The organism is Carboxylicivirga sediminis (assembly GCF_018156225.1).
Taxonomy (GTDB): Bacteria; Bacteroidota; Bacteroidia; order Bacteroidales; family Marinilabiliaceae; genus Carboxylicivirga; species Carboxylicivirga sediminis.
In genome coordinates this window covers 17248-42205 of record NZ_JAGTAR010000004.1, presented here as the reverse complement: position 1 = coordinate 42205, position 24958 = coordinate 17248, and the positions used below count along the sequence as shown (strand labels likewise).

Below are 24958 nucleotides of genomic sequence, written 5' to 3'. Positions count from 1 at the left end.
CCAAAACCTATTTGAGGGATGTGCGGTATTGTTTCGTTTGCTCAAAAACAGCCTCCAGAATTAGCTCATCCTGTTCCGACATTTCAACATTACGTCTGGCCATAGCCATTTCGCCTGTATTAACCACAGCCTTTAAACCATTAATCCGGTAGCCTTGCGGCCCGCCAATTACAAAAGATGGCACAAAATTACGCGGGAAACCACTTCCAAAAATATTTGAGCCAACACCTACAACAGTGCCTGAATTAAAGGCCGTATTAATGGCACAACGGGAATAGTCGCCCATCACCAGGCCACAAAACTGCAAACCTGTTTTTCCGAAGCGGCCAGTCGAATAATCCCACAGCTTCACCATGGCAAAGTCATTCTTCAGATTGGAAGTATTTGTATCGGCCCCCAAATTACACCACTCGCCAAGTATTGAATCACCTAAATAGCCATCATGCACTTTATTAGAATAACCGGTAATAACCGAATTACTCACCTCTCCTCCAACCTTCGACCATGGACCAATAGTGGCGCCTGGCAATATTTTAGCACCCATGCTAATATGCACCGACTCGCCAATCGCAATTGGCCCGCGCATCATAGCACCTTCCCATATTTTGGCATTTCTACCTATATAGATGGGGCCTTCTTTGGGATTCAATGAGCAATACTCTACCTCGGCTCCCTCTTCAATAAAAATCTGATGAAGCAACTCAGGGTTTTTATTGAGCCCAACAACTGTCACTGTTTCATCAATAGCTTGCGACTGTCTATCACGGGTCAATACCTTAAAATCACTTTTTATCTCTGCCTGGTTATGTGGAATGAGCTTATAGATCTTATCGAGAAGTACAAATTCACCTTCAAAGTTAATTACGTCAAATTTTTCAAGTGCATTCAGCTGTGCTTCTTGCAGAGAGAATTCTGAAGCACGAACTGCTATAAGAAGTCCTTCCTTAACCAGAGCCTGCCCCTTTTCCAATTGACTAACGGCATGAACCAATTCCTCGTTTGGTAGCACAGAGGCTGAGATAAATACATTATCTTCCTGGATGTTGGAGGCGAATTTCTGCGACAACACATCATCCACCAAATAACTGGCGGAGGCTTTTGTCCACAACTCCCACTTTTCTTTCACAGTTAATATACCAATACGAATAGCTGCTTGCGGACGGGTAAAAGCCAGCGGCAGCATACCACTGCGATAGTTATTATCAAAAAGTACCAGGTTCATTTTTTAATGTGTTTAATCCTCACAAGAGAAGCTTGAGGCAATTTACGATAATTGTAAAAAAAAAGCTCCGGAAACTCCGAAGCTTTATATTTTGTAGCTAAGCAGCAATTACTTGCGCTTATCAAAGTGCTTTTGGTATCTGCTCATGAACTTATCTACACGTCCTGCAGTATCAACAAGTTTCATCTTACCAGTATAAAATGGGTGTGACGTACTTGAGATTTCTAACTTAACCTGAGGATATTCAACTCCGTCGATTTCAACAGTATCTTTAGTGTTAACAGTAGAACGAGTAATGAACGTATCCCCATTTGACATGTCGGTAAAAGCTACCAACCTGTAATTGTCTGGATGAATTCCCTGTTTCATTGTTATATAATTTAATTCTTTAATATTCTTATTCGTATCGGGCTGCAAAGGTAAACTATAAATTTTAACCTGCAAAGCTTTTAATGTATTTAATCTCTGAAATTTATAATTCTTTTTCAGTTTTCGCATTATACTTGGTATCAACAGGTATAGAAGCAGCCCTAACCTCCTGATTATTTTTGTGATTAAATACATAGCGGAAGGTAATGTGCTTTTTGCCAAAAGCCGCGCCCATTGACTCTTGCAACACCCTCATTTTAGGGTTGAAATCTCCTACCCAAGATAGTTCCAGTTCTTTCAAATGCGGATTTTTATCTACGACACCTTTAAGGTGCCAAAATAAACCGGACTCGATTCCCGAACGTTGAAATTTTGGAACGACACCCAAAATCACTACACGCGCCCTTGTCATCACCTTCTTACGCTTCATCCACAGAAATCGCAGTTTATTCCATAAAGTCAGTTTTCCATTAAAGTGCTTCAGTATCTGATTCACATCAGGAAACAGCACCAGGAATCCAATTGGTTTATTATCGTGATACGCATACCAAATCAAGTCTTCCATCATAAACGCCTTAGCCTTCATCATGGTGGCTTTCAAAACCTTCTTATCTATAGGCGTAAAATTTTCATGAAAGCGCCAGGCATCGTTATAAACCGTTTCGAAATCGTCAATAAAACGGTCGGCCTCTTTAATTTTAAAATGCTTAAAAGAGAATCCTTCCTTTTTTACCACCCAACCTGCAATTTTCCAAAAACGTTCTGGAAATGGAACCGTTAAATCCAGATGGTTGGTTATCTGCTCAAAATAAGTTACAAATCCATAAGCCTGAAAGAAGTCCTTATAATAAGGCGGGTTGTATTGCATACCAAAGCCAGGCTGCGTAAAACCTTCGACCAGACACCCCCAGAAATTATCATTTTCACCAAAGTTAATGGGCCCGTCCATGGCTTCCATCTCTTGCTCCTTCAGCCATTTCTGAGCTGCATCAAACAGTAAAAAAGCCGCTTTTTGATTATTGACACACTCAAAAAAGCCTAATCCACCTGTAGGTTGTTCAAATCCATTGGCTTTTTTATAATTAACAAATGCTGCCACACGCCCGATTACCTCATCACTATCAAGTAATATAAAGCGCGTTGCTGTACCATGATTGAAATATGCATTTTGATTGGGATCAAATACTTCCTCGATCATCGCATCCAGAGGCCTGACATATGCCGGGTCATCATGGTAGATGGCTTCAACTACATCTAAAAACTGCTTCCTTGAACGTCTGTCTGATACCTCAACTATCTTCATTAATTATGTGCTTTTAAGAAAAAAGTGAATCATGAATGGGTCATCGCAAAAATAGCCGATTATTTCAATTATCCTACGAAAAGCTATATAAATAGCGCCCTGCAGACCACTTATTGCCACTTTATAATTTCAACCAAACCGCAGTTTGCATTCAAATAAAAAGCGAGCACTAAGGCTCGCTTCAATATTTTTAGTTAAAAAGAAAACCATGAATCGTAATCAAGCGGCTTTTTAACCGGAACATCCTTATGGAAATACTCGTTGTGAGCAGCTACATATTCATAATCAAGGCTCATAGACTGCCAGTTAGTGGCAACTTGCCTAACGGCATCTATTAAATAGTCTACTTCCTTATCGGTCATTGTTGGGTGAATTGACATCCGTATCCAGCCAGGCTTTTCTGATAAGTCGCCTTTATTGATCTTACTGGTGATTTTATTGGATGTATAATAATCAACATGCAACAAATAGTGCCCATAGGTTCCAGCACATGAACATCCGCCGCGCACCTGAATGCCATAGTGGTCGTTTAACAAACGAACTGCCAGGTTAAAATGCAATTTATCTATGTAAAACGAAATAGCTCCAAGACGGTCTTCTACATTATCGGCTAATATATTCATGCCGGGGATGGCTCTAAACTCCCTAAATATCTTTTCAACTATTTCCTTTTCACGATCATGAATTTTATCAACGCCCATTTGCTCTTTGAGCCTGATGACCATCGCTGCCTTGATTGATTGCAAGAAGCCTGGAGTACCACCATCCTCTCGCGCCTCTATATCGTCCACATAGCGGTATTTACCCCAGCGATTGGTCCAGTCCACCGTACCTCCTCCTGAATTATCGGGCGCCGAATTATGGTAAAGCGCTCTGTTGAACACCATCACCCCTGAACTACCTGGTCCGCCCAAGAACTTATGAGGTGAAAAGAAGATCGCATCCAGACTTTGAAGCGGATTACCAGGATGCATATTAATGGTATCGTATGGTGCAGATGCTGCAAAATCAACAAAACAGAATCCGCCGTTTTCATGCATGATTTGCGCCAGTTCGTAATAGGGTGTTCTTACACCAGTCACATTGGAACAGGCTATAAAAGACCCAATTTTCAAGGTCCTGTTACGGTATTTCTGAACTTCACGGCGTAGGGCGTCCGGATTAACCAATAGCTGCTCATCCGGCTCAATCACCACTACATCCGCGTTGGTTTCGAGCCACGAGGTATGATTCGAGTGGTGCTCCATATGGGTGATAAATACAACCGGACGCTGCTCGACCGGAATGCTGCAATAACGCTGTGCCTGCTCAGGCACTCGCATGCCTAGAATTCGTTGCAGTTTGTTAATCACATAGGTCATGCCAAAACCAGCCGTAATAATAATATCATCTTCACCGGCATTCACATGCTTCTTTATAATATTGTGAGAATGCTTATAGATATTGGTCATTATCATGCCAGTATCGCTTGACTCAGAATGCGTATTGGCCACCATCGGTCCAATTTTATTCTTCATCAATTCTTCAATTGGGCCATATAGCCTGCCACTGGCAATCCAATCAGCATACACCAATGGTTTTTCCCCGTAAGGCGTTTGTAGCTTAGCATCCCAACCAATCGTATTCTCCCTGAATTTCGCAAAATATGCTTCCAATGCGTTCATAAATCAAATGGATTTACTGTTTATTCAAGCCTGTAGCTTGCATTATCATTTCCAGAAAAAAGTTAGGGGTGAACAAATATAAATTTTAAAATAGGAACCCAACATGATTTTTCACCAAATGAGTGAACATCTGGTCTTACAGCACTTATGCTTCCTTCAGAAAATCAATTTCGGCCCTTAACTCTTCAACCATAGTCAACTGATAACGTTCACTACTATTCTTCAGGTCCTCAATATATGGTTCCACCTCTTTGATTGAATCAGGAGAAGTACGCATATACATTCGCAAAGCAAAGGATACGGCTCTATATACCAAAGGATTAATCTGCTCTTTTAGACATGCCATCAATTCATCGACGCCCACATTGCCAGTCACTTTTGTGTTTTTCATCTGATGCCCATAGCTATAGCAGGCCATAGCTGATAAATAAGAATCAGCGGCACTTAACCAAACCGGCAGCAATTGATTGGCGACCGGTAATCTAGGCCACAAAAACATAGCTGTTCGCTCCACCAAATCCTCATTATTGATTTTAGCAGCCCATTCCTCGCACCGCTCCACGGTCATTTCCTCTGCCGGAACAATGATAGCAGCCAACAACATGGTCTCTCTAATCTCAAGAAACCATAACCTTTCTGCCAACTCATAACTAACCGGTATCCGGCATGCCAATTGCTTCAGATGAGGCACAGCAACACCATAATTCACCCGATAATTAATACCCCGACTCTCCATTTGTGAAGTAGTAGCACCATTCATGTGCAAACGCACCTGATTTTTTACCCACTCCACATCTTTTTCTACTCTCTGATTTTCAATAAAAAACTTCATATCTCCCATGAATAAACAGATACAAAGGAAAAAGTTTTTTTGATTTTTTTTCATTCTTCTTGCAAATATTAGTTCACAAATACTATCTTTGCATCGCAAAACAGAAATGGTGGTTGTAGCTCAGTTGGTTAGAGCGCTGGATTGTGGTTCCAGAGGTCGTCGGTTCGAACCCGATCTTCCACCCAAAAGCCTCAGTTAGAAATAGCTGAGGTTTTTTTTATGCCAAAAACAGGCAGCCTCTCTTTATTTATATCTGGTTTAAATTACTGATTACCAACCAACGCATGTATTATTTTTAGTAATTTCATTGTTTGTGACTTCTCTACAGGAAAACAACAGGTATTAACAGAATAACGGCACAGCATGAAAAGAAGAGACTTTTTAAGAACGGGTATAGGAGCCAGCCTGCTAAGTGGTGCACTACCACTATTTGGCGGCTTGGAAAGTGTGAAAGGCATGCCTGCATCAACAGAATACGATCTGGCAGCAGTGAGAGGCGGAAATGGTGGAGATATGTTTGACCGCGCCATAGAAGCGATTGGTGGCATAGGAAAATATGTGAAAAGCCGACAAAAAGTAGTGGTAAAACCCAATATAGGCTGGGATGCACCGCCCGAAAGAGCAGCCAACACCAACCCCGATGTGGTAGCCCGCATTGTTCAACGTTGTAAAGAAGCCGGGGCCTCTGAAGTGTATGTTTTTGACAACACCTGTAACAAATGGGATCGCTGCTATCGCAACAGCGGCATTGAAGAAGCCGTGAAAGCTGCCGGTGGTAAGATGATACCCGGTAATACCGAATCATTTTATAAAGAAGTGGACATACCCAATGGTGTAAGTCTGAAAAAAGCCAAAGTGCACAAAATGATACTCGAATCGGATGTATTTATTAATGTTCCGGTTATGAAACACCACAGCAGCACGCGCATTTCGCTGGCCATGAAGAACCTGATGGGCGTTGTTTGGGATCGTAAATTCTATCATTCCAACGATCTACACCAGTGTATTGCCGATTTCTGCACCTTCATAAAGCCCGATTTAAACATCATTGATGGTTACAACATGATGACCAAAAACGGACCAAGAGGCGTATCTGTTGCTGATGTAACTAATTTAAAAGCACTCATTGCATCACCGGATATTGTTGCGGCCGATGCAGCTGCAACAAAGATGTTTGGCTTGGAACCATCAGAGATAGGGCACATCAAAATTGCCCACAATATGCGGTTAGGAAATATGAATCTTGAAGAGTTAAGCATCAGCAAGCAAAAAATGGCGTAGATGCCTCAAAATTTTCAGGCAAATGAATTATAGCAAACTTAAGAAAGCAAGGGTGATAGTATCACTCTTGTTTTTTATTCTCTCTATTTCTCTGTTTCTCGATATTTATGAAAAATATGCCAATGAAACAGTTCAGGAAATATTGTATCTCCAGTTTATCCCATCAGTAATGAAGTTTCTGAGCACCTTTGCTATAGGAACTATTGGCTTTTTAATCATTATTGCACTAACCGCTTTTATGGGACGCATTTATTGCAGCAGCATCTGTCCCTTAGGCATATTGCAGGATGCATTTGCGTGGATAGCCAGGAAGCGCTCTACTAAAAAGTTTTTCTACAAGAAAAAAAAGAGTTACCCCATATTGAGGTACTCGCTCCTTGGTATTACCATTATTGGTTTAATATTATCCTTTTCAACGATAGTTACACTGCTCGATCCCTACAGTAATTTCGGACGAATAATGACCTACCTTATCAGGCCTGTGGTAGTGCTGGTCAACAATGGCTTATCCTTATTATTACACAAAGTAGAGGTGTACACATTAAGTCCTGTTAAATTGGTCATGGCACCCTGGTTTATCTTTAGTTTCTCATTGGCATTACTGGCAACCATCACTTACATGTCATACAAGCGTGGCCGTTTGTTCTGCAATTCCATCTGTCCGGTAGGTACCTTTCTTGGCCTATTATCCAAAATTTCATTTCTGAAGATACAATTCAAAGCAGATAACTGCACGAAATGTGGAAAGTGTATTGGCGCCTGCAAAAGCGAATGTATCGACATCAAGACGTTTAGTATTGACCATTCGCGATGTGTGGATTGCTTCAACTGTTTGACAGCATGTGAAGATAGTGCATTGGTTTTAACAGCTAAAAAGCAGTTATCTGCAGATATAACCAATAATGAAAGGCGCACTGTGATTGCTACTGGCATTGGCCTGCTCCTTGGACAAACAGTATTGGCTGATGTCAAAACAAAGAAAGACACGTCAAAGCTATTGGTAAATGAGAAAGACCATCCTGTATCACCTCCGGGTTCTATTAGTATTAAACGTTTTAACGACATTTGCACAGGCTGTGGCTTATGTGTAGCCGCTTGCCCGACACAGGTGCTTCAACCAGCCGTCAAACAATATGGCTTAATAGGTTTTATGCAACCCCACATGGATTACCTTTCGGGTTTTTGCAATTTCGACTGCCGGGGTTGCGGCCAGATATGCCCCACTGGTGCCATATTACCAATCACCATTGAAGAAAAACAACTGACACAACTAGGTAAAGCAGTGTTTGTTAAGGAAAATTGTGTGGTATATACCGATGGTACCGACTGTGGTGCCTGCTCCGAGCATTGCCCCACAAAAGCCGTTAATATGGTGCCATACGAAGGCAAACTGCTTATACCTGAGGTGAACCAGGATATTTGCATTGGTTGTGGCGCCTGCGAACACCCTTGCCCCATTGATGCACCTTACAAAGCAATTTTTGTCAATGGTAATGCTATTCATCAGGCGGCAGAAAAACCCAAAGAGGAAGAACAAACAACAGCCCCTGTTGAAGAAGACTTCCCATTTTAAGCAAGAAAATACAACATAAAATAAAAATGGCTGCCCATTAATGAGCAGCCATTTTTATTAACCTAAGTTCTAATTTTTTGTAATCGCTGATTGAGTCGTCGCAGCTTAAATGTTTCGAAGTAGCGAATGACTTTTCGCAGAATATCGAAGTAAAGGGTAATATAGAAGAAGACAACCCCCATCCAGACAATAATCATGTTAAAGAGCGGTGTTGAGATATAAACATCCAGCACCCGCTTATCGGCCGCATATAGATGAGAACGTCCAAAATTTGATACTGGCTTATTGAAGATGGGATGCTTCTTTTGAATAATGCCATGGCCGGTAACCACCATCTGTTTCAATTCCCGCTTATTCAGTACCACTTCTTCCAAAGCGTCATTTTGGTAGGTATCTTTAAACTCCAGAAAAGCTTCTTTCGAACCATATTTACCAATGAGCTCCTCGTACAATTGGTCCCGTTTATTTTTGCCTTGAACATATAAGTTTTTGTTATTCTCACTCTCCTGCTGTAGCAGTTCCGCTATCTTCTCATATGCTTCAGTACCATACTCAAATCTGCCACTTAAATTATAGGCCAAAAATGGGTAATGCGAAATTTTGCGCCCTGTTAACTTAAGAAGTTCTGCAACCAGCAACTGCGATGCATGCTGCAATTCATCTTGCTCCTGTCTTTCGAAATGATAACGGCATGTTTCATTCAGATCGTTCAACTTAGGAATCAACAGATTACTATTGTATGATGCGGAGCTTATCTGCTGATCTAAATCAAAGAAGTACTTTTCGTATGCGTTGTTTTTAAACTGATTAACCGCCAACGCTTCATAGGACCAGCGAGAAGTCATTAAATCGCCAATACGCGGCACGTATTGCTCCGAAGATATGGTTTTATGCAACTTATCAAAGTTGACAATCACACCACTAAACAGAAGCTGTGGCACCAATATTAAAGGAATTAGTACATAAATAGCCACTACAGAGTTAAGCCCGCTACTAATGTTAAGTCCAAGCATATTGGCATAACAGGCCGTGCTGAATAATATCAACCAATAGCTTAATGTCAATCCTTTAATTTCGAGAATATAGTTGCCTATTAATACGAAGCTAAGAGTTTGAACGGCAGATATCGCAAACAGCACAACTATTTTACTATTCAGGTAACTAAAGCGGCTTAAATTCAGAAATGATTCACGTTGCAACAGGCGCCGATCTTTAAATATTTCTTCAGCACTAACTATCAGACCTAAAAACAGAGCCACCACCACACACATAAACAAATAAGCCGGTATATTCACATTATTAGCGAATACATATGCCGAATCATCTGCCCCGTCACCACTGATAAACTTAGTAAAATACCCAAGGATGAGTGCCAGAATAGGTGCCTGCATCATGTTAATCATCATGTACTGATTATCCTTAATCTTCGACAGCGTATCCCTTAGAAAATAGATAACAAACTGCTGTATACGACCCGGTATATTATACAGATTGGCCGGCAGTTTCTCTCGCTTGGCATTATGCTGTGGCTCTTTCCATTCAAATTTATCCTCAAAATTTTCGACATAGTACTTATACCATTCCTGGGGGGATACCTTTCGCTGACGAATAAATTTGCCGTAGGGATTAACCATACGCGCTTCTATAATACGCAGTGGTTGTTCTGTTTGCACATTACCGCAGGCATAGCATTCCTTTTCCTCCGGATTTACATAGGAGGCCTTTTTCTTGAAATAGGTAATGGCATCCATAGGGTTGCCATTGTAGATAATCCGTCCTCCTTTATCAATAATCAACAGCTTATCAATCAACTTATATAAATCGCTGCTTGGCTGATGAATATTAATAAAAACCAGTTTGCCTTTCAGCGTTTGCCGCTTAAGCAACAACATCACCTTTTCCGAATCCATAGATGACAAGCCCGAAGTAGGCTCATCAACAAACAATACAGATGGTTCACGGATGAGCTCAAGGGCGATGTTCAGGCGCTTTCGCTGACCACCACTCAGTATCTTATTCAAGGGCGATCCAACAACTAAATCCCTCGCCTCCACCAAATCAAAATCATGTAAAGCCTTCTCTACCAACTCCGTAATCTCATCCTTATTGAAGTGGCTAAAACAAAGACGCGCGTTAAAGTAAAGGTTTTCAAACACCGTTAACTCTTCCTTCAGCAAGTCGTCCTGGGGTACATAACCGATTACGCCAGCCAGCGCTTCAGCGTCTTTATGCAGATCAAAACCGTTAATATGGATACGACCACTATGGTATTTGAGGTTGCCGTTTAATACATTCAATAAGGTGGATTTACCTGTTCCACTGCCTCCCATCACTGCCACCAACTGCCCTGAACGGCCGGAAAAGCTAAATGGATGAATACCAACCTGGTTATTGTTGAATTTGTAGGATACATCCAAGGCCCGGTAAAGGATACGGGCTCTGCCCGGCCTTGCAATAAAATGCTCTGCCACCCGGCCATAATAAACAGGAGCCATACGTGATGTTTTTATCACTGCCCCGGGCCTGAAAGCCACTCCCTTGTTTTGCTCAATGATATGTCCATTGAGGTATAAGTTCCGGTTACCTGAATAGCGGAAGAACAGCAGATTGGTCTCCTGCACATGCAGCACCCAAACAAATATCTGCTGCTTGGGATTATAGATGTGCTTGATGTTTTCATCCGGCTTCTCCTTTTGACCACTTATCAGCAGTAACCTGTCTTTATCATCAACTTCCAAAGGATAATAGAGTATAAACTTCCGAAGATTAGTGTAGTCTCTTTCATCCAGCTTCAGGTGCTTTGCTAAAGCGTCGGTAAAGAAACGTTCTTCCTCAGATACCCGTCCATCACGCATAATAAAATTCAGCATGTTGGTAATCAGCATGTATTTTTCTGATTGCTCCAGCTCCTGGTTAAGTTCTTCACAGATCTTGGCAAGCCGGTCCATATTGGTTGACGCCTGCTTATCTCTTACCTTCTGATCCTTGCTATATGAATCTTTGTGATATTCGTTTATATAGAATTCGTAACGCTCTAATGCCTGCTCTGCGTATTCATTATTCAGATTTCGCAGCAAGAAATTTTTCACTTCAATAAAACCATCGCCCGTTTTTTGTTCCTCGCGCTGGTCAGTCAGAAGTGCAAAAATCTGCATTAAAGCATCCAGAAAAAGTTCACTCATTTTTGACTATTATGGGTTGGTTTGAAAGATAGCAAATTTTTATCAGCACCTCACAAAAAAGGGGAAGCCGATATTGGCTCCCCCCAAAATATCATTAAGCTCTATCACTTACGACACATACTTCTCGCGAAGCACAGCTACATTCTTTTCAATGGCGTCTAACTGCTCCATGGTGATACTTCCTTCATCTACACTATTAAATATTTCGTGTAAAATCTTTAAATCATCCATAGTTGACTTAATATTCTCATCGGCAGCATGCACTTCAAGCATTGACATTAACTTGTTCAATGGATCTTTCTGCTTCATAATAATAGCCACCATCTCCTTGTTGCTAAATGTTTCTTCAGAGATGTGGCAGGCAATATACAAAGCTTCCACCCAGCTACCGGCTATCACCAATAATGATACTGAACCACGGTCATTTTTATTCAGATACTCATAGGTATTGTAGAATGAGTTAGTGATCACATTAACCAACTCATCTTTGTTATCCAGATTATTCTCAATGGCTTCAAGCAACTCTTTGTTTAATGCAGGTGTGATATCAAGTTTATCTACCAATGTTTTAGAAGCATTCATAAAATCAAGCGTTTCCTGCTGCTGACGATAGGTACTGGCATAACTCAAATCAGCACTGTATATACCCAGGTTAATTGCCTGTGCTTTTTCAGTCAGATACTTATCAACATTAGCCACTGGATTTGACAATGACAAAATATATGCAGCTTCAATGCGGTTAAGCATTTCAGTTACTTCGAAAGATGTTGGCAATGGATAAACAAACTCTCTTACCTCTTTCTCAACACTTTCCTTCTTTATCTCTGGGGCTTTGTCTTTTTTAGCTTTCTTACTGTTACAGGCAGTTAACAACATCGTAGCGGCAACAACAAAAGATGCTATTCGAATAATGCTTTTCATGTGTTTAAATTTTGGTTTTCTATTATCTCGTTATCAATTAAGAACCAGGCGGGATAACCGCAATTAATTAACTGACATACAGCCTATTATTTCATAACGATTAAGTAGCCACTTAATTAATGAAACAAATATAATTCATTTTAAAAGAATTCTGCCGGGCGATACCTATAAATTAACGGATTAATTCATTTTTAGGTCTGCTGCTAAATATCAGCATTCGCATATAGGCTTTCTGTTTACATTTGCTCAAAGTTAAAACTTCAATGAACCAAGTTGCTTAGTTGATGTTTATGTGAAACTTGGTTCATGGATGATGAAATATGAAGTCCATCTGGATTTCAATTTCGCTCGCACCGATACATTAAAGAAATTAAGTTGTAATTAATTAATCAGCACCCAATGAAGGGGATACTACTGGCTGCCACCACTGCATTACTCTGGGGCATTTTAGCAATCGCATTGAAGGTTGCGCTTAACTACTTTGACTCCTACACAATTGTATGGTCACGCTTTTTTGTGGCTACCATGGTGTTAATCGCATACTACACCTTCAAAAAGCCCGAAATGCTAAAGGTTTATAAGCGACCTCCATTAATGATGATAGCCGGAGCTGTTTTATTAGCAGGTAATTACATAGGCTATATGCAGGGCATTAATTATGCCGGCCCGGCCGTCACCCAAATTATAATACAAACAGGCCCTGTGATGCTTGGCATTATCGGATTTACTGTATTCAAGGAAAAGATTAACCTGACGCGTGCTATTGGCTTTGGTATTGCCACTGTTGGCTTTGGTCTCTTCTATTACCACCAACTTAATGAGATGATAAGCCAGAAAGAAGCACTCAACAAAGGCGTATTGTGGATACTTGGGGCTGCTAGCAGCTGGGCTGGCTACGCTTTTTTCAATAAAAAATTAGTACAAAAGCATCATCCACAACAAATTAACCTCATCATATTTGGCCTGCCAGTCCTGCTTTTTCTGCCATGGGTAGATTTTAATTTATTCGTACAGTCTTATGAATGGTGGGTTTGGCTATTATTAATTGCCCTTGGATTAAATACCGTTGTAGCCTATGGCACCCTATCGGCTGCTTTTAAATACACCGAAGCCAATAAAATTAGCATTGTGATAATTATGAACCCGGTTATTACTTTTATTGTGTTAGAGCTCATGGTATGGTTCGATATCAGGTGGTTTAACATCGATAAAGTATCGCCCCTGGCCTATGCCGGGGCTCTACTTGTAATTGTGGGCACCATACTGGCGATAGGTCTCTCTGCAAAAAAGAAACACTAGCGCCCCCTGCGGCGAATAAGTACAATACCATATTCCTGCTCTATAAACTGAAAATACTGGTAAAGCCTGAAGTTGAAATCCAGTCCATAATTCACTGATAGCTCATATGGAATGGACGTTTCATAAAAGTCGCCATATCGCATTGGATTGGTATGTCGAATATTCCACTCTATGCAATAGCGGTAATTCCATTGCTGATAATAATTATCTGAATAAAATTCTTTTGGATAGGGCTGCGTAGCCAAAAAAGTTTCGAAACGCGGGTCAAATACAATCAACTCATATTCGGTTGAATCACTACTTTCAACACTTATTTCCTGTGCAGGAAGCTCATCTGTTGAAACTGGTTTGGTGGTTTTACAGCCAATTATACACACGACCACCAACATCGAAAAAAATACAAGAGTTTTCATAGCCAAACCTTCTGAAGAGTATCCAATACAAGTTACATAAAATTTCAATTACACCCAGCTGGTCGGGGCAAGTACATGCAATGGTTAAAAATTATTAACACCATGAAAACCTTATCAATAAGTAAAAAAATACGGTAAGCATGCATGGGGGGTTTACTTTCAGTTCCAATCGTTAAAAAGTGTATTATTTCAGATTTGTTTTAAATATGAGGATTCTCCTTAATAATTATTAATAAACGCTTGCATCCATCCATAATTTTCTAAATTTGCAGCCACTGAATAAAGAAAAATATCTATAAATAATAAAGTCATGAGTTATAAAGCTATATCGGCTGAAGAGGCAGTAAAAGTGATTAAGACGGGCGACCGTGTACACCTTAGTAGTGTGGCTGTAACACCGCACAAATTGATTAAGGCAATGGTTGAGCGTGGCCGTAACAAAGAATTCTATGATGTTAAAATCCAGCACATCCATATCGAGGATAAAGTGGACTTTGCAGATCCTGAGTTTGAAGGCGTATTTGTATCGGAACAATTCTTCGTTGGAGGCAACCTGCGCAAGCAAACTCAAGCCGGTTATGCTGACTACATTCCTGTATTCCTTAGCGAAACTCAAAAACTGATTCGCGAAGGCGTATTAAAGGTGAATGTAGCCATGATTATGTGTTCGGTACCTGATAAGCACGGATTTGTTTCATTGGGAACATCGGTAGATGCTACACGTGCAGCTGTTGAATGTGCAGACATTGTGATTGCAGCGGTTAATCCTAATGTACCACGTGCATGGGGTGATGCTATCTTCCACATGAGTGAAATCGACTACTTTGTAGAAGACAACAGCCCATTATACACTCACGATATGGGTGAATTGACTGATATGGATATTGCTATCGGTAAAAACGTAGCTGAATTAATCGAAGATGGTGCTTGTCTTCAGATGGGTATCGGTGGTATTCCAAACGCTGTATTGGCTCAGCTTGGCAACCACAAAGACCTAGGCGTACACACTGAGATGTTTGCCGATGGTATTCTTCCTTTGGTAGAGGCTGGTGTAGTAAATGGTAAGCGCAAGCAGATTGACCCAGGTAAAATGGTAGCTTCTTTCCTAATGGGTTCTCAGAAACTTTATGATTTTATTGATGACAACCCAATGGTGGCTATGATGGATGTACGCCACACCAACAGTGTGAACGTGATTCGTCAGAACGATAAGGTAACAGCCATTAACTCAGCTTTGGCTATTGATATCACAGGTCAGGTTTGTGCCGATTCAATTGGTACAACTCACTACTCTGGCGTTGGTGGCCAGATTGACTTTATTCGTGGTGCTGGTTACTCTAAAGGCGGCCTACCAATTATTGCCATGCCATCGGTAACAGCTAAAGGTCTTTCAAAAATTGCGCCTACTCTTTTGCAAGGTTCAGGTGTGGTAACAACTCGTGCCAACATGCACTGGTTTGTAACTGAGCACGGTGCTGTTAACTTGTATGGTAAAACAATGCAGGAGCGTGCTAAGCTGATTATCTCCGTAGCTCACCCTGACCACCAGGAGATGCTTGATAAAGCTGCATTCGATCGCTTTGGTTCACACTTTCGCTATGTGAATCCAAACATTTAATCGGAATCAAATCTTCTATATATATTTCAGGAGCCATCCAATTGCGGGTGGCTCTTTTTTTTAAAAGAGGCCAGCTTCGTTAAGCCAGCCTCCAGACATTTATCACACTAATTAACTCTATAAATTACTTTCCCATTGTTACTTTAATAAATAACAATATCACGCATAACTAAACCAGGATCTAGAAAGTAGATTCTAAGACGTATTGACTCGTCTTTATCAGCTCTATAATTAACTTTGCGGGATGTAAAGCCCCTGATGACATTATCCTGCCATTCGGGCGTAAACTCATCAGCCTGCACATCAAACACCTGCACTTCTCCTCCATTAATTGACACAGCATAGCATAAACCTCTGCCATCATGAATGCGCTGTGTGGGCAATGTCCTGATTTCAATTTCAGACTGCCCCTTTGAAATGGCTATCTCATATTCTATCCAGGCGGCTTCACCATACTGATGGGCCTTTAAGGAAGGCGATGTAAATGGAGTAATCGAAACACCACTCCCCATTCCCAAACCTATTGTCTCCATAACAGATGACTCTCTGCCATTGTGACTGGCAACATAATCGATACTCATTATATGTTGCTTATAATCCGGCCGAGAAGGCGGATACCACCCCAAATGAATACCGCCAATAGTAAGAAGAGAATCAGGCAAGCTAAGTGCTAAGTCATTAACACCTTTCATTATATTGACATGTCCTATTTTATACCAAACAGGCGCTGCTGCCTGAGTATGCCAGATATTGCCAATATGCTTTAATGTACGCTCAATCTCTTTGCCATTTACAGCCAGGGAATACGAGGGCATATAGCTGGTGGGAATGGTGGCAAATATCCAGACTGGAAGCTGTCCGGCTCTTTCTGAATCCCAGGTATAGTGACCAACAAGACTATCTGTATGCTCTTTTCTATCCATAGCTGCCTGCAACATTCCATCATTCAGTATCAGGGTTTCGTGGCATTTGACATTGCTTAGTTCTATCGTATGCGCCATTGGTGAAGCCAGAGCCTTTTGCACCAATTCATCAGTGGCTACTTCAGGCATTTTATCACTCATCCAGGGATGCCAGCTCATTATATGATTCCATTTGCCACCTGCATTTACTTCATTATAATGGTGCGTGATCGAATCCAACTGTGCATGACAGTGCTTCGCTTGTCTGGCATCATCAAGTGCAGATAAATCTCCTATAGCAGCCTTTTGCAGACTCCTTCTGGCTAGCAGATTACGCTCATTCATCCAACGACAACCCAAAACCGGATATTCCACTAATTGATAAAAAGCTGCTTTTAAATCTTCAGGCAGTTTATCTCGAATTGTACCAACTCGCTCAGACAGGTTTCTGTATGCTTCAATTCTTTGATCCAACTCTTTCGGTGAGTAATCCAAACGGTAGCAGTGTTCCGGCTTGCCTGCTTCTGCTAAACGATAATAATCGGCCATAACAGAAGTGATGTCTTTTGCTACCATGTTTCCAAACGTATTCTCAGCCCACTCTTCCATAAATAAATGAGCGTTATTTGGCGTCCAACGATTGATATCCCAAGCCATTTGCATAGCAAAGGTCAACTCTTTTTCATGGGGCTTAATATCGCCTACATTGAACATCCAAATACGATCAGCTCCATACTGATAGGCTTTTGTCATTTCGTATGCCACAAGGCTTGGTGAGATAGTGTTGAGCCACAAATAGCCCTCCGGCGTACCTAAAAGAGAGAGGTGGTAATACACCCCTGAACCGCCACTGCGTTGCTGTTCTTCCGGAGTGCATAACTGACGTGTATAGCCATGGTTATCATCGGCCCATAATAGGGTCACATCATCCGGCACTTCAAGGCCATTCTGATAGGTCACCAACACCTCTTTGTAGGTGCATAATACCTGAGGAATATCCTTGGCTTTTTTACCAATTGATTTTTCCAGAATTTGACGCTGATCACTGATGGTTTGACGCGTAATATCTACCATCTCATCAATACTCTCAGCTCCTTGCATTTCTATATCCTCAGTACCACGCATCCCAAGTGTATAAATGTTCTCATAATTTCTGGTGCGCTCGACCCGATCGTACCAGAATGATTTGATACGATTGGGATTGACTTTATAGTTCCAGGGCCCATGCTCCTTTTCATCCCATTCAGTCATGGTATTACAGTGCATCTGCTCGCAATGCGATGTACCAATCACGATAGCATAGTTATCAGCCACAACAGGATTTTCTTCGTAATAATAAAAAGGCTTGGTACAAGCATGCATGGCCGGCCAGCAATAATTGGCTTTGAGCCGAAGCAATAGTTCAAAAACACGCGCATAGGTTTTAGGGCCAATATCACCAATTTCTGCTTCATAGGTTTTACGTGCCCACACATTAAGCCCTCCAAAGCCCTCATCGTTAATGAAAATACCACGATACTTAACCGAAGGGGGGCCTTGCACATAAACACCCTGAGGGATATACAATGCTTTCTTTTTCTGCGGAATTATATCAGCCCACCAATACCAGGGAGAGACTCCAATACTTTCTGAAAGGGTGAAAACACCGTAGGCAGTACCACGGCGATCGCTTCCGGCAATTACCAATGCTTTATCGAGCCCGGGCATAGGGTTGTCTATTGTAGCGATGATGGACGATTCCCACTGACCTTTTATAGCATTAACATCAAGTTTATTTTGAGCAATTAGCTGATCGATTATTTTATTAGAACCAATAGTGCCAACAATAACAGCTTGATGACCGTGAACCTCATCATCTTCATAAACAACCGGTTTGACACCTGATACAAGTTTCACATCATCGGCAAAGTGATTAACAGCCGTTAATACAACAGTAGCATCCTGCGTATCGATATAAATCGGGCAGGCCTCGCTCTTCTCTACAAGAGTAAAAGTATTAGCCCCTTTTTTGTCAGCCAATCTGATATCTGTTGTGACGCGCGATGTTGCAGAATGAGAACAACCCATGAGCGTAATAATCAGAAGGCATAGCCAACGGCAAATATGATTATATACATCCATAAACAATAGGATTAATTGGTTAAGGGCCTGTCTTGAATCATTGAATTGATAATTAAAAGCCCATATTATGTGTGCAACTATTCCATTGCAGATTCACGAAGTGACTTTTGAAGCAGTGCCTCCGGGCCAATACCACAATAGGTATGCCCTGATCCCAGTTCTTTGACCTGCCCGGTCATAAAATCGCGATACCAATCCATCCATGGGTAGGTATATTGATACTTTTCTGCGGCATGCAACACCAGGCCGTCACCACCTTTCTCAGGCATACGTTCCCCGCGATCCTGAAAATAGTTTTCGCCAACGGTATGTAACCACTCATGCACCCATACACCCGGGTCATTTTCTTTGTACCAATTGATGTTATCCTGAATATTGTCGCCCGCATCAAACTTGATGGTGATATAACCGGTTTTAATAGGATCATTTAAAGGATCGGTCCAGGCCAGTCCAAAATAAGAACTCTTGAAACTGCATGAACCATCTTTTTCGCGCCAGAAAACAAACACAGCATCGTAGTTCCCTGCTTCTACTTCCGGGAGCAATTCAGCAATAGACTCTGGCTCTAAGGTAAACCAAGTGTTACTGGCTTTATGCAGTTGAATGGGTGTGTTGATATCCTTGCGTTCTACCTCCCATTTTGTGGTATTAAACGAGAATGGCTCAAAATGATTCTCAATGCTCCACATAAAGAAATCATAGCCTGCATCCAGCTCTTCCTTGCTGAATTGCGAACTACACTGACCAGATTCTGATAATCCTGTCACCTCATGTACACCTACCCAAAGCGCTTTCCATACTTTGGGTTCAGGCTTATCGGCAGTCGTAAGCATTAGATCGGTATCTTCATTAACAGTCAACTCCTTTCGAAGGTAAGAGTGACTCGTTTGGGTAGCTACACCAATCACATATTGGCCTTCGCTCACTTTTAACTCAGCTGGTGTTGTATAGCCAGTGTATTGACCATCGAGATAAATGGCGCCAGGCTCACTGGCGTTAACTGTAATAGTGAATGAGGTATCCTGTTTTGTTTTTTCGCCGCTATCGCAGGCTGTGAACAGGACAAATAATACTAATATGACTTGTAGATAAATTGGTTTCATACTTATTGATTTAATAATGTTTCAATGATATAATTGTGCGTTAATCGTTTAGATATTCGTGAGCCAGAATAAAAAATACACTGGCTGTCCAGGTATAGGATTTATCGCGCAACCCTTCACCCGTTAAGGCATTATAGTTTTCGGCAAAACCATTTTCAGCACATAGTTTGCAAAACTTATCGGCCAATTGAGTGGCCAATTCGTGTTCCCCACATTGCTCTAGTCCATCTATGATAATTAGTGAAGAAGGCGCCCAAATGGGACCTTTCCAGTACCCATCATCATCATACAGTGCAGTTCCAGGAACCTCTGTAGCCAATCCCCAGCGCGTAATATGCCCGCTCTGTTTTAGGTTCTCGATAAGTGGTTCCCGGATAGCAACCGGTAACTTTTCGCCAAGTACCAGTGGCAGATATGCCATTAAGCTATTTGCCTCATGATTATAATCCCCTGTTTCAATGTTACGAGTAATGAACCGTTCTCCATTCCACAGCTGCGCGATCATAAGTTGCAGCAACTCATCTGATTGTTGTTGCCATGATTGCGCCTCTTCTGGTCGATCAAGATCATCTGCAAGCTTTGCTAACACATCCATCTGCAATATGAGATAGGCACACAGGTTTGCACTTTCCCAATGCCCCCACTGATGAGCTTTTCCATCCACGTCGAACTCTGAGCCATTGTCCCATCCGGAGTCATTGCCATGTGTGTATTCGGGCAAACCATTACTATCTGCATCCATCCGGGTCAACCAAAAGCGGGTCCATTTACCCAACTTATTCAACACATTTTCAGACTGTTCAGTATTCAAATCTATTTGTTGCATCAGTTTGTTAAAACACCAGCCATGAACCGGAGGTTTGAGGTAATCCCAAATCACACGCCCTCTTCCAATTAAATCGGGCAAACGCCCATTTTCATCCTGGTGGTCGAACATTATCAGGAATTGATCAAGCGCTACATCCGGCATCTGATATGAGCACGCCATGGCATTAAAACAATGATCCCAACTCCAGATATAATGCATCCAGTTCTTTGACATCAGCATAGCTGGTCGTGTGATATAGCCTTGCTCTGCCAGCATCGATGACCAAAGGATATAAGCACCCAGCTGCCCGGCTTTTTGATAGTCATCGGGAATGGCTGGCATATCAGTTAACCATTTTCTATAGGCTTTATGAGTAGTTGCTGTGCAGGACTCAAAATTCTCAGACTTATCAGTGTTGCGCCAATTACAATCTGTTTCTTTAATAGCCAGCTCATAACTATTACCAGTGGCCGGTTCAATTCTAAAACCTTCTTTGGAGCTTGTAATGGCTCCGCTCAAGCAGCTTAGGATATACCTTGATATACCATACTTAAATTTTATTTCTAAGTAGTACTCTGTTGATGAATGTTGCTTGATAACACAACGTTCTTCATTTATTAGGCGCTCTGCCAACTTCAATTGAAGTGCATTATATCTACCCCTGATTCGCATCTCCTTTGAAGAGGCAAAACAGGCTTTCAATACAGGCTTTTCATTCACAATTAACGAAACCAGATGTGGACGGCCAATCATTTCTATATTGTTGCCAGACTCAAGTTCTTCAGGCAGTAACTCAAAGAATTGCCCCAAACCAAAATCACTATTACCGCCAATATCATTTATGACCAAGTGTTTTTGTTGATTTGCATCTGTAAGCTGGTTAAGAGCAAGAGCAGAGCCATTCGTACTAAAAGGAATATCTGCCAGATTGAAAGTTATACCTTCATCCTGAGATGTTGTATCAATGCGGCAGCTAGTCAAAATTACTATCCCTATTAATACTATTGTAATATGTATAAACTTCATAACTTTAGTTATTGAAATACGCCCAAATAGCAGGCTCCTTATAAAAAATCAAATATTTTTAAGCTATTCATTAAAGACCATTTTAACCAAAATCAGTCTGCGTTAGATTAATAATTGGTGAGGTTAAGACCAGGCATATTAACACTTACTGACATTGCCCCAGGGCACTTTCACTAACAGAGCACTTGAGAAAGGCATCAGGTCCAATACCTGAGAAACCATCTCTTTCCTCCACTTGACCGCGAATGATGTCTTTATACCAGTTCATCCATGGGTGAACATATCCATAGCGTTCGGCGGCATGCACCACTTGTCCTCTGAAAGATGGTACTCTGACCCCTTGAGCAGGATAGAACAATTCAGCCACTGTATGTAACCACTCGTGAATAAACACACCTGGATCGTTTTCCAGACTGTATTGAATCATACCTTCCAAATCATCATAATACCTTATTGTGTAATAAGATGATTGGCTATACAATGCAGTCACATCATACCAGGCAATTCCTATAAAACCAGCAATTGAGCAGTCGGCTTGTTCACCCCTGAAAAAAGTCACCACCAAGTCATACTCACCCACATTAATATCTGGCATATAGCTTTCAAGTACCGAAGGTGTAATCAGATTATCAGAGCTAAGCTGCACAAGCTCATCACTAATATCACGACGCACAAACTCCCAGTCCATGGTGTTGTAAGACCAGGGTTCTACAACATCATTAAAACTCCACTGAAAGAAATCATAGGCTTGATTTAGTTGCTCGGTTGTATAGCTTGTCACACAACTACCATTAGTCACCTGGTTAACACCAACAAACAAGGCTCTCCAGGTTTTGGGTGCCACAAGATCCTGCTCTGAAAGAGTCAAATCAACTGATGAGGATACATCAGTTATTTCAATGCTTCTTCTCAGGTATTGGACTGCTGATTCAAGGCCCACACCAATATCATGTGTGCCAACTTCCACATTCACAGTTGCCGGTGTATTTAAGCCTGTATACACACCATCTATATAGATGGCAGCCCCATCTTCAGGTGCTGTAACAAAAACAGAAGCTTTTTGCACTGGACGTCCCTTCAACTGGGCATCAATGGTTTCGTCAATATCATTGTCATTTTTGCATGCATTCATTAACAACAGCGCCAGCATACCAACCAGCCACTTTTTATAGATTGATTTTAAACTATTCCTTTTCATTTGTTTTTGAATTATGCAAACGTCATTTGAGTTAAAATGGTCTAAGTGAATAGCCATAGCTATCCCTGCTGATTCAGTTTTAACAGCGTGATTGCTCACGCCATTAAAATGAATCAGGAATCAAAAAACAGATTGAGAAAATTATTCTACAGGATGCAAGATGCCAGCAAAGCCACCACCTTTAGCCAATTTCAAAGTCAGCTTATCACCCTTTTGTACTGTGATAGTTTTCACTTTGTAATCCTGTGCAAACCTATTGGCATTTACACCATCGGTAAACAGCTCCAGTTCGAAAGTACCTTTGGGCAAAAAGGCGAAATCCAAATGGATAGTTCGCTCTTCCCAGTTGGACATACCTCCGAGGTACCAGTTTTCACCATTCTGCCGGGCAACAGCCACATATTCACCAACGCTTGCCTCCAATGCAATGGTTCTGTCCCATACACTCGGAATTTTGGAAATAAAACGGGTACATTCCTCTTCTTTGTAATAGTTAGAAGGATTATCGCACATCATTTGCAAACCACTTTCAAACACGACATACATAGCCATTTGATGACAGCGCGTTCCCATACTCATAGGCCGGCTAAAAGAAATATTAAAGTTCTCCTTCTGCATATTAATCATTGCACCAGGAGTGTAATCCATTGGCCCAACAGCCATACGGATAAATGGTAAGATGGTGTTATGCAAGGGTGTTATATCTTCGCTCCACTTATTATTTTCATTCCCTTTTACCCCTTCATAACTAATAACGTTTGGGTAGGCCCGTCGAAGGCCATTGGGTTTGTAAGAACCATGGTAATCCACTAACAATTTTCGTTCGGCACATGCTTTGGCAATCTGTTCGTAAGAATTAACCATATACTGATCGGCCCGTTGCATAAAATCCACCTTAATACCTTTGGCACCCCATTGGGCATAGGTATCCAGTATTTCCTGCATGTTTTCATCCAACGGTTTCCATAAGCACCACAAAATGACACCTACCCCCTTTTCTTCACCATAACGTATCAGTTCTTTAACATCCATATCGGGATTAAAATCAAGAATCTCCGTAGTCGATTTGGTCCACCCTTCATCCAGTATCACATATTCAATACCATAAGAGGAGGCAAAATCGATGAAATACTTATAGGTTTCGGTATTCAGACCTGATTCAAAATCAACACCGTAAATGTTATTATCGTTCCACCAGTCCCAGGCTACTTTACCAGGCTTGATCCAGGATGTATCATCTATCTTAAGGGGATCAGATAATTGCATCACCATATCCTGCTCCAACAAGGTTTTATCATCATTGGTAATCACAAACAGACGCCACGGATACGTTCTTTTACCGTTGGTTTTGGCAATGTAATCGTGTTCTTTGGTAATTATCACATTTCTATCTGCTCTTGCTCCCGGTTGAGGAATAGTTTCTTTTACGGCCTTTGGAAACATGGAAACCAGATGCTTATTACCGGCTGATTCCAGAAACATATTGGGGTAATCATACACATTGGCTTCCGAAAAAAGTACCCGAAGCTGCTCATTATCCTGGTTAAACAGAACAGGCAGTGAGCAAAAATCACCGACAGGAATAGAATCAATATCTAAGTGCAGATAATTGCGCTCATAATGAGAGTAAGTAGACACTTCTTTGGGAAAATAAGAGTTGGTACCATCAGGAAAAACCATGTCCATTACTTCGTTATTAACCTCAACATCACCCCTTAATGATGTAAAGAAACGATAAGCTACGCCTTCGTTATAGACCCTGAAATGAAGACCGAAACCTCCTTTAAAACCAAGCTGCAGTTCTTTATACTCATTGGATACTTTGTGATTTTTAAGTGGCACTGTCACCTCAAAGGATTCGCTTCTGTCTACTTCCTTTTTTGCTTTAAGACTGGGCGATTTCGCTAAGGGATTTCCATTAACAGTCATATCAACAATCACCTTCGGTAAAATGGTACGATTGTATTTTTCCACCGACCAGCTTATTTGCTCATCAATATTCACCGTCAATACCGTATTGCCATCCAACGAGGTTAATTTCAGCTCTTCGGCAGAGGCTGGCTGAAGCAGGCATCCACAAAACAGCAGTGCCAGAATATGCTTTACGAGTTTGTTCATAGTCA

Annotated in this window: 17 protein-coding genes and 1 tRNA gene; 5 read left to right on the top strand and 13 right to left on the bottom strand. The window is 41.3% G+C overall.

What is annotated here, in order from left to right; genetic code table 11:
* Positions 1 to 7 precede the first annotated feature (7 nt).
* The 5 genes from KDU71_RS03995 to KDU71_RS03975 form a co-directional block, all read right to left on the bottom strand.
* Positions 8 to 1222, bottom strand: coding sequence for a putative sugar nucleotidyl transferase (locus KDU71_RS03995; RefSeq protein ID WP_212188616.1), 1215 nt, complete (start codon positions 1220 to 1222; stop codon positions 8 to 10).
* Positions 1223 to 1330: 108 nt separating this feature from the next.
* Positions 1331 to 1591, bottom strand: coding sequence for a type B 50S ribosomal protein L31 (locus KDU71_RS03990; protein ID WP_200464468.1), 261 nt, complete (start codon positions 1589 to 1591; stop codon positions 1331 to 1333).
* 103 nt (positions 1592 to 1694) lie between these two features.
* A complete protein-coding gene (locus tag KDU71_RS03985; protein WP_212188615.1) occupies positions 1695 to 2894 on the bottom strand; it encodes a GNAT family N-acetyltransferase in 1200 nt (399 codons plus the stop codon).
* A gap of 194 nt (positions 2895 to 3088) precedes the next feature.
* Positions 3089 to 4558 (bottom strand): aminotransferase class V-fold PLP-dependent enzyme, encoded by a 1470-nt coding sequence (locus KDU71_RS03980; RefSeq protein WP_212188614.1) that lies wholly within the window; start codon positions 4556 to 4558, stop codon positions 3089 to 3091.
* A gap of 145 nt (positions 4559 to 4703) precedes the next feature.
* Complete coding sequence (locus KDU71_RS03975) at positions 4704 to 5390, bottom strand: DNA alkylation repair protein (protein WP_212188613.1); 687 nt, start codon at positions 5388 to 5390, stop codon at positions 4704 to 4706.
* A 108-nt stretch (positions 5391 to 5498) separates the two neighbouring features.
* Between KDU71_RS03975 and KDU71_RS03970 the strand changes: the two genes are divergently transcribed.
* From KDU71_RS03970 to KDU71_RS03960, 3 genes are all read left to right on the top strand, one after another.
* Positions 5499 to 5574, top strand: a tRNA-His gene (locus tag KDU71_RS03970).
* Between the two features lie 179 nt (positions 5575 to 5753).
* Complete coding sequence (locus KDU71_RS03965) at positions 5754 to 6671, top strand: DUF362 domain-containing protein (protein ID WP_212188612.1); 918 nt, start codon at positions 5754 to 5756, stop codon at positions 6669 to 6671.
* Between the two features lie 22 nt (positions 6672 to 6693).
* On the top strand, positions 6694 to 8244 hold the full coding sequence (locus KDU71_RS03960; RefSeq protein ID WP_212188611.1) for a 4Fe-4S binding protein: 1551 nt from the start codon (positions 6694 to 6696) through the stop codon (positions 8242 to 8244).
* 62 nt (positions 8245 to 8306) lie between these two features.
* Here KDU71_RS03960 and KDU71_RS03955 read toward each other — a convergent pair whose 3' ends face one another.
* Together KDU71_RS03955 and KDU71_RS03950 are read right to left on the bottom strand one after the other, a co-directional pair.
* On the bottom strand, positions 8307 to 11426 hold the full coding sequence (locus KDU71_RS03955; RefSeq protein ID WP_212188610.1) for an ATP-binding cassette domain-containing protein: 3120 nt from the start codon (positions 11424 to 11426) through the stop codon (positions 8307 to 8309).
* 108 nt (positions 11427 to 11534) lie between these two features.
* Positions 11535 to 12347, bottom strand: a complete 813-nt coding sequence (locus KDU71_RS03950) for a hypothetical protein (RefSeq protein ID WP_212188609.1) — start codon at positions 12345 to 12347, stop codon at positions 11535 to 11537.
* Positions 12348 to 12746: 399 nt separating this feature from the next.
* On the opposite strand from KDU71_RS03950, the gene KDU71_RS03945 reads away from it, so the two are divergent.
* Positions 12747 to 13646, top strand: a complete 900-nt coding sequence (locus tag KDU71_RS03945) for a DMT family transporter (protein WP_212188608.1) — start codon at positions 12747 to 12749, stop codon at positions 13644 to 13646.
* Here the strand turns inward: KDU71_RS03945 and KDU71_RS03940 are convergent.
* Complete coding sequence (locus tag KDU71_RS03940) at positions 13643 to 14059, bottom strand: DUF6146 family protein (RefSeq protein WP_212188607.1); 417 nt, start codon at positions 14057 to 14059, stop codon at positions 13643 to 13645. The genes KDU71_RS03945 and KDU71_RS03940 overlap by 4 nt on opposite strands.
* Before the next feature lie 310 nt (positions 14060 to 14369).
* Between KDU71_RS03940 and KDU71_RS03935 the strand changes: the two genes are divergently transcribed.
* Positions 14370 to 15677 carry an acetyl-CoA hydrolase/transferase family protein gene (locus KDU71_RS03935; RefSeq protein ID WP_212188606.1) on the top strand — a complete coding sequence of 436 codons (1308 nt, stop codon included), beginning with the start codon at positions 14370 to 14372 and terminating at the stop codon, positions 15675 to 15677.
* Between the two features lie 143 nt (positions 15678 to 15820).
* Here the strand turns inward: KDU71_RS03935 and KDU71_RS03930 are convergent, their stop codons facing one another.
* The 5 genes from KDU71_RS03930 to KDU71_RS03910 all read right to left on the bottom strand — a co-directional run bounded on the left by KDU71_RS03930 (position 15821) and on the right by KDU71_RS03910 (position 24953).
* Positions 15821 to 18700, bottom strand: coding sequence for a glycosyl hydrolase 115 family protein (locus tag KDU71_RS03930; RefSeq protein WP_212188605.1), 2880 nt, complete (start codon positions 18698 to 18700; stop codon positions 15821 to 15823).
* Positions 18701 to 18777: 77 nt separating this feature from the next.
* A complete protein-coding gene (locus tag KDU71_RS03925) occupies positions 18778 to 19803 on the bottom strand; it encodes a PEGA domain-containing protein (protein WP_212188604.1) in 1026 nt (341 codons plus the stop codon).
* Positions 19804 to 19843: 40 nt separating this feature from the next.
* Positions 19844 to 21637 carry an amylo-alpha-1,6-glucosidase gene (locus KDU71_RS03920; RefSeq protein ID WP_212188603.1) on the bottom strand — a complete coding sequence of 598 codons (1794 nt, stop codon included), beginning with the start codon at positions 21635 to 21637 and terminating at the stop codon, positions 19844 to 19846.
* A 145-nt stretch (positions 21638 to 21782) separates the two neighbouring features.
* Entirely contained in the window at positions 21783 to 22835 is a 1053-nt protein-coding gene (locus KDU71_RS03915; protein ID WP_212188602.1) for a PEGA domain-containing protein, read from the bottom strand.
* A gap of 141 nt (positions 22836 to 22976) precedes the next feature.
* On the bottom strand, positions 22977 to 24953 hold the full coding sequence (locus KDU71_RS03910; protein WP_212188601.1) for a glycoside hydrolase family 97 protein: 1977 nt from the start codon (positions 24951 to 24953) through the stop codon (positions 22977 to 22979).
* Positions 24954 to 24958 lie beyond the last annotated feature (5 nt).

Coding starts and splice junctions, on each gene's coding strand:
- KDU71_RS03995 (WP_212188616.1), bottom strand. CDS start 1,222: ATGAACCTGGTACTTTTTGATAATAACTATCGCAGTGGTATGCTGCCG.
- KDU71_RS03950 (WP_212188609.1), bottom strand. CDS start 12,347: ATGAAAAGCATTATTCGAATAGCATCTTTTGTTGTTGCCGCTACGATG.
- KDU71_RS03920 (WP_212188603.1), bottom strand. CDS start 21,637: ATGAAGTTTATACATATTACAATAGTATTAATAGGGATAGTAATTTTG.
- KDU71_RS03985 (WP_212188615.1), bottom strand. CDS start 2,894: ATGAAGATAGTTGAGGTATCAGACAGACGTTCAAGGAAGCAGTTTTTA.
- KDU71_RS03980 (WP_212188614.1), bottom strand. CDS start 4,558: ATGAACGCATTGGAAGCATATTTTGCGAAATTCAGGGAGAATACGATT.
- KDU71_RS03940 (WP_212188607.1), bottom strand. CDS start 14,059: ATGAAAACTCTTGTATTTTTTTCGATGTTGGTGGTCGTGTGTATAATT.
- KDU71_RS03965 (WP_212188612.1), top strand. CDS start 5,754: ATGAAAAGAAGAGACTTTTTAAGAACGGGTATAGGAGCCAGCCTGCTA.
- KDU71_RS03990 (WP_200464468.1), bottom strand. CDS start 1,591: ATGAAACAGGGAATTCATCCAGACAATTACAGGTTGGTAGCTTTTACC.
- KDU71_RS03925 (WP_212188604.1), bottom strand. CDS start 19,803: ATGAAACCAATTTATCTACAAGTCATATTAGTATTATTTGTCCTGTTC.
- KDU71_RS03930 (WP_212188605.1), bottom strand. CDS start 18,700: ATGGATGTATATAATCATATTTGCCGTTGGCTATGCCTTCTGATTATT.
- KDU71_RS03960 (WP_212188611.1), top strand. CDS start 6,694: ATGAATTATAGCAAACTTAAGAAAGCAAGGGTGATAGTATCACTCTTG.
- KDU71_RS03910 (WP_212188601.1), bottom strand. CDS start 24,953: ATGAACAAACTCGTAAAGCATATTCTGGCACTGCTGTTTTGTGGATGC.
- KDU71_RS03955 (WP_212188610.1), bottom strand. CDS start 11,426: ATGAGTGAACTTTTTCTGGATGCTTTAATGCAGATTTTTGCACTTCTG.
- KDU71_RS03915 (WP_212188602.1), bottom strand. CDS start 22,835: ATGAAAAGGAATAGTTTAAAATCAATCTATAAAAAGTGGCTGGTTGGT.
- KDU71_RS03935 (WP_212188606.1), top strand. CDS start 14,370: ATGAGTTATAAAGCTATATCGGCTGAAGAGGCAGTAAAAGTGATTAAG.
- KDU71_RS03945 (WP_212188608.1), top strand. CDS start 12,747: ATGAAGGGGATACTACTGGCTGCCACCACTGCATTACTCTGGGGCATT.
- KDU71_RS03975 (WP_212188613.1), bottom strand. CDS start 5,390: ATGAAGTTTTTTATTGAAAATCAGAGAGTAGAAAAAGATGTGGAGTGG.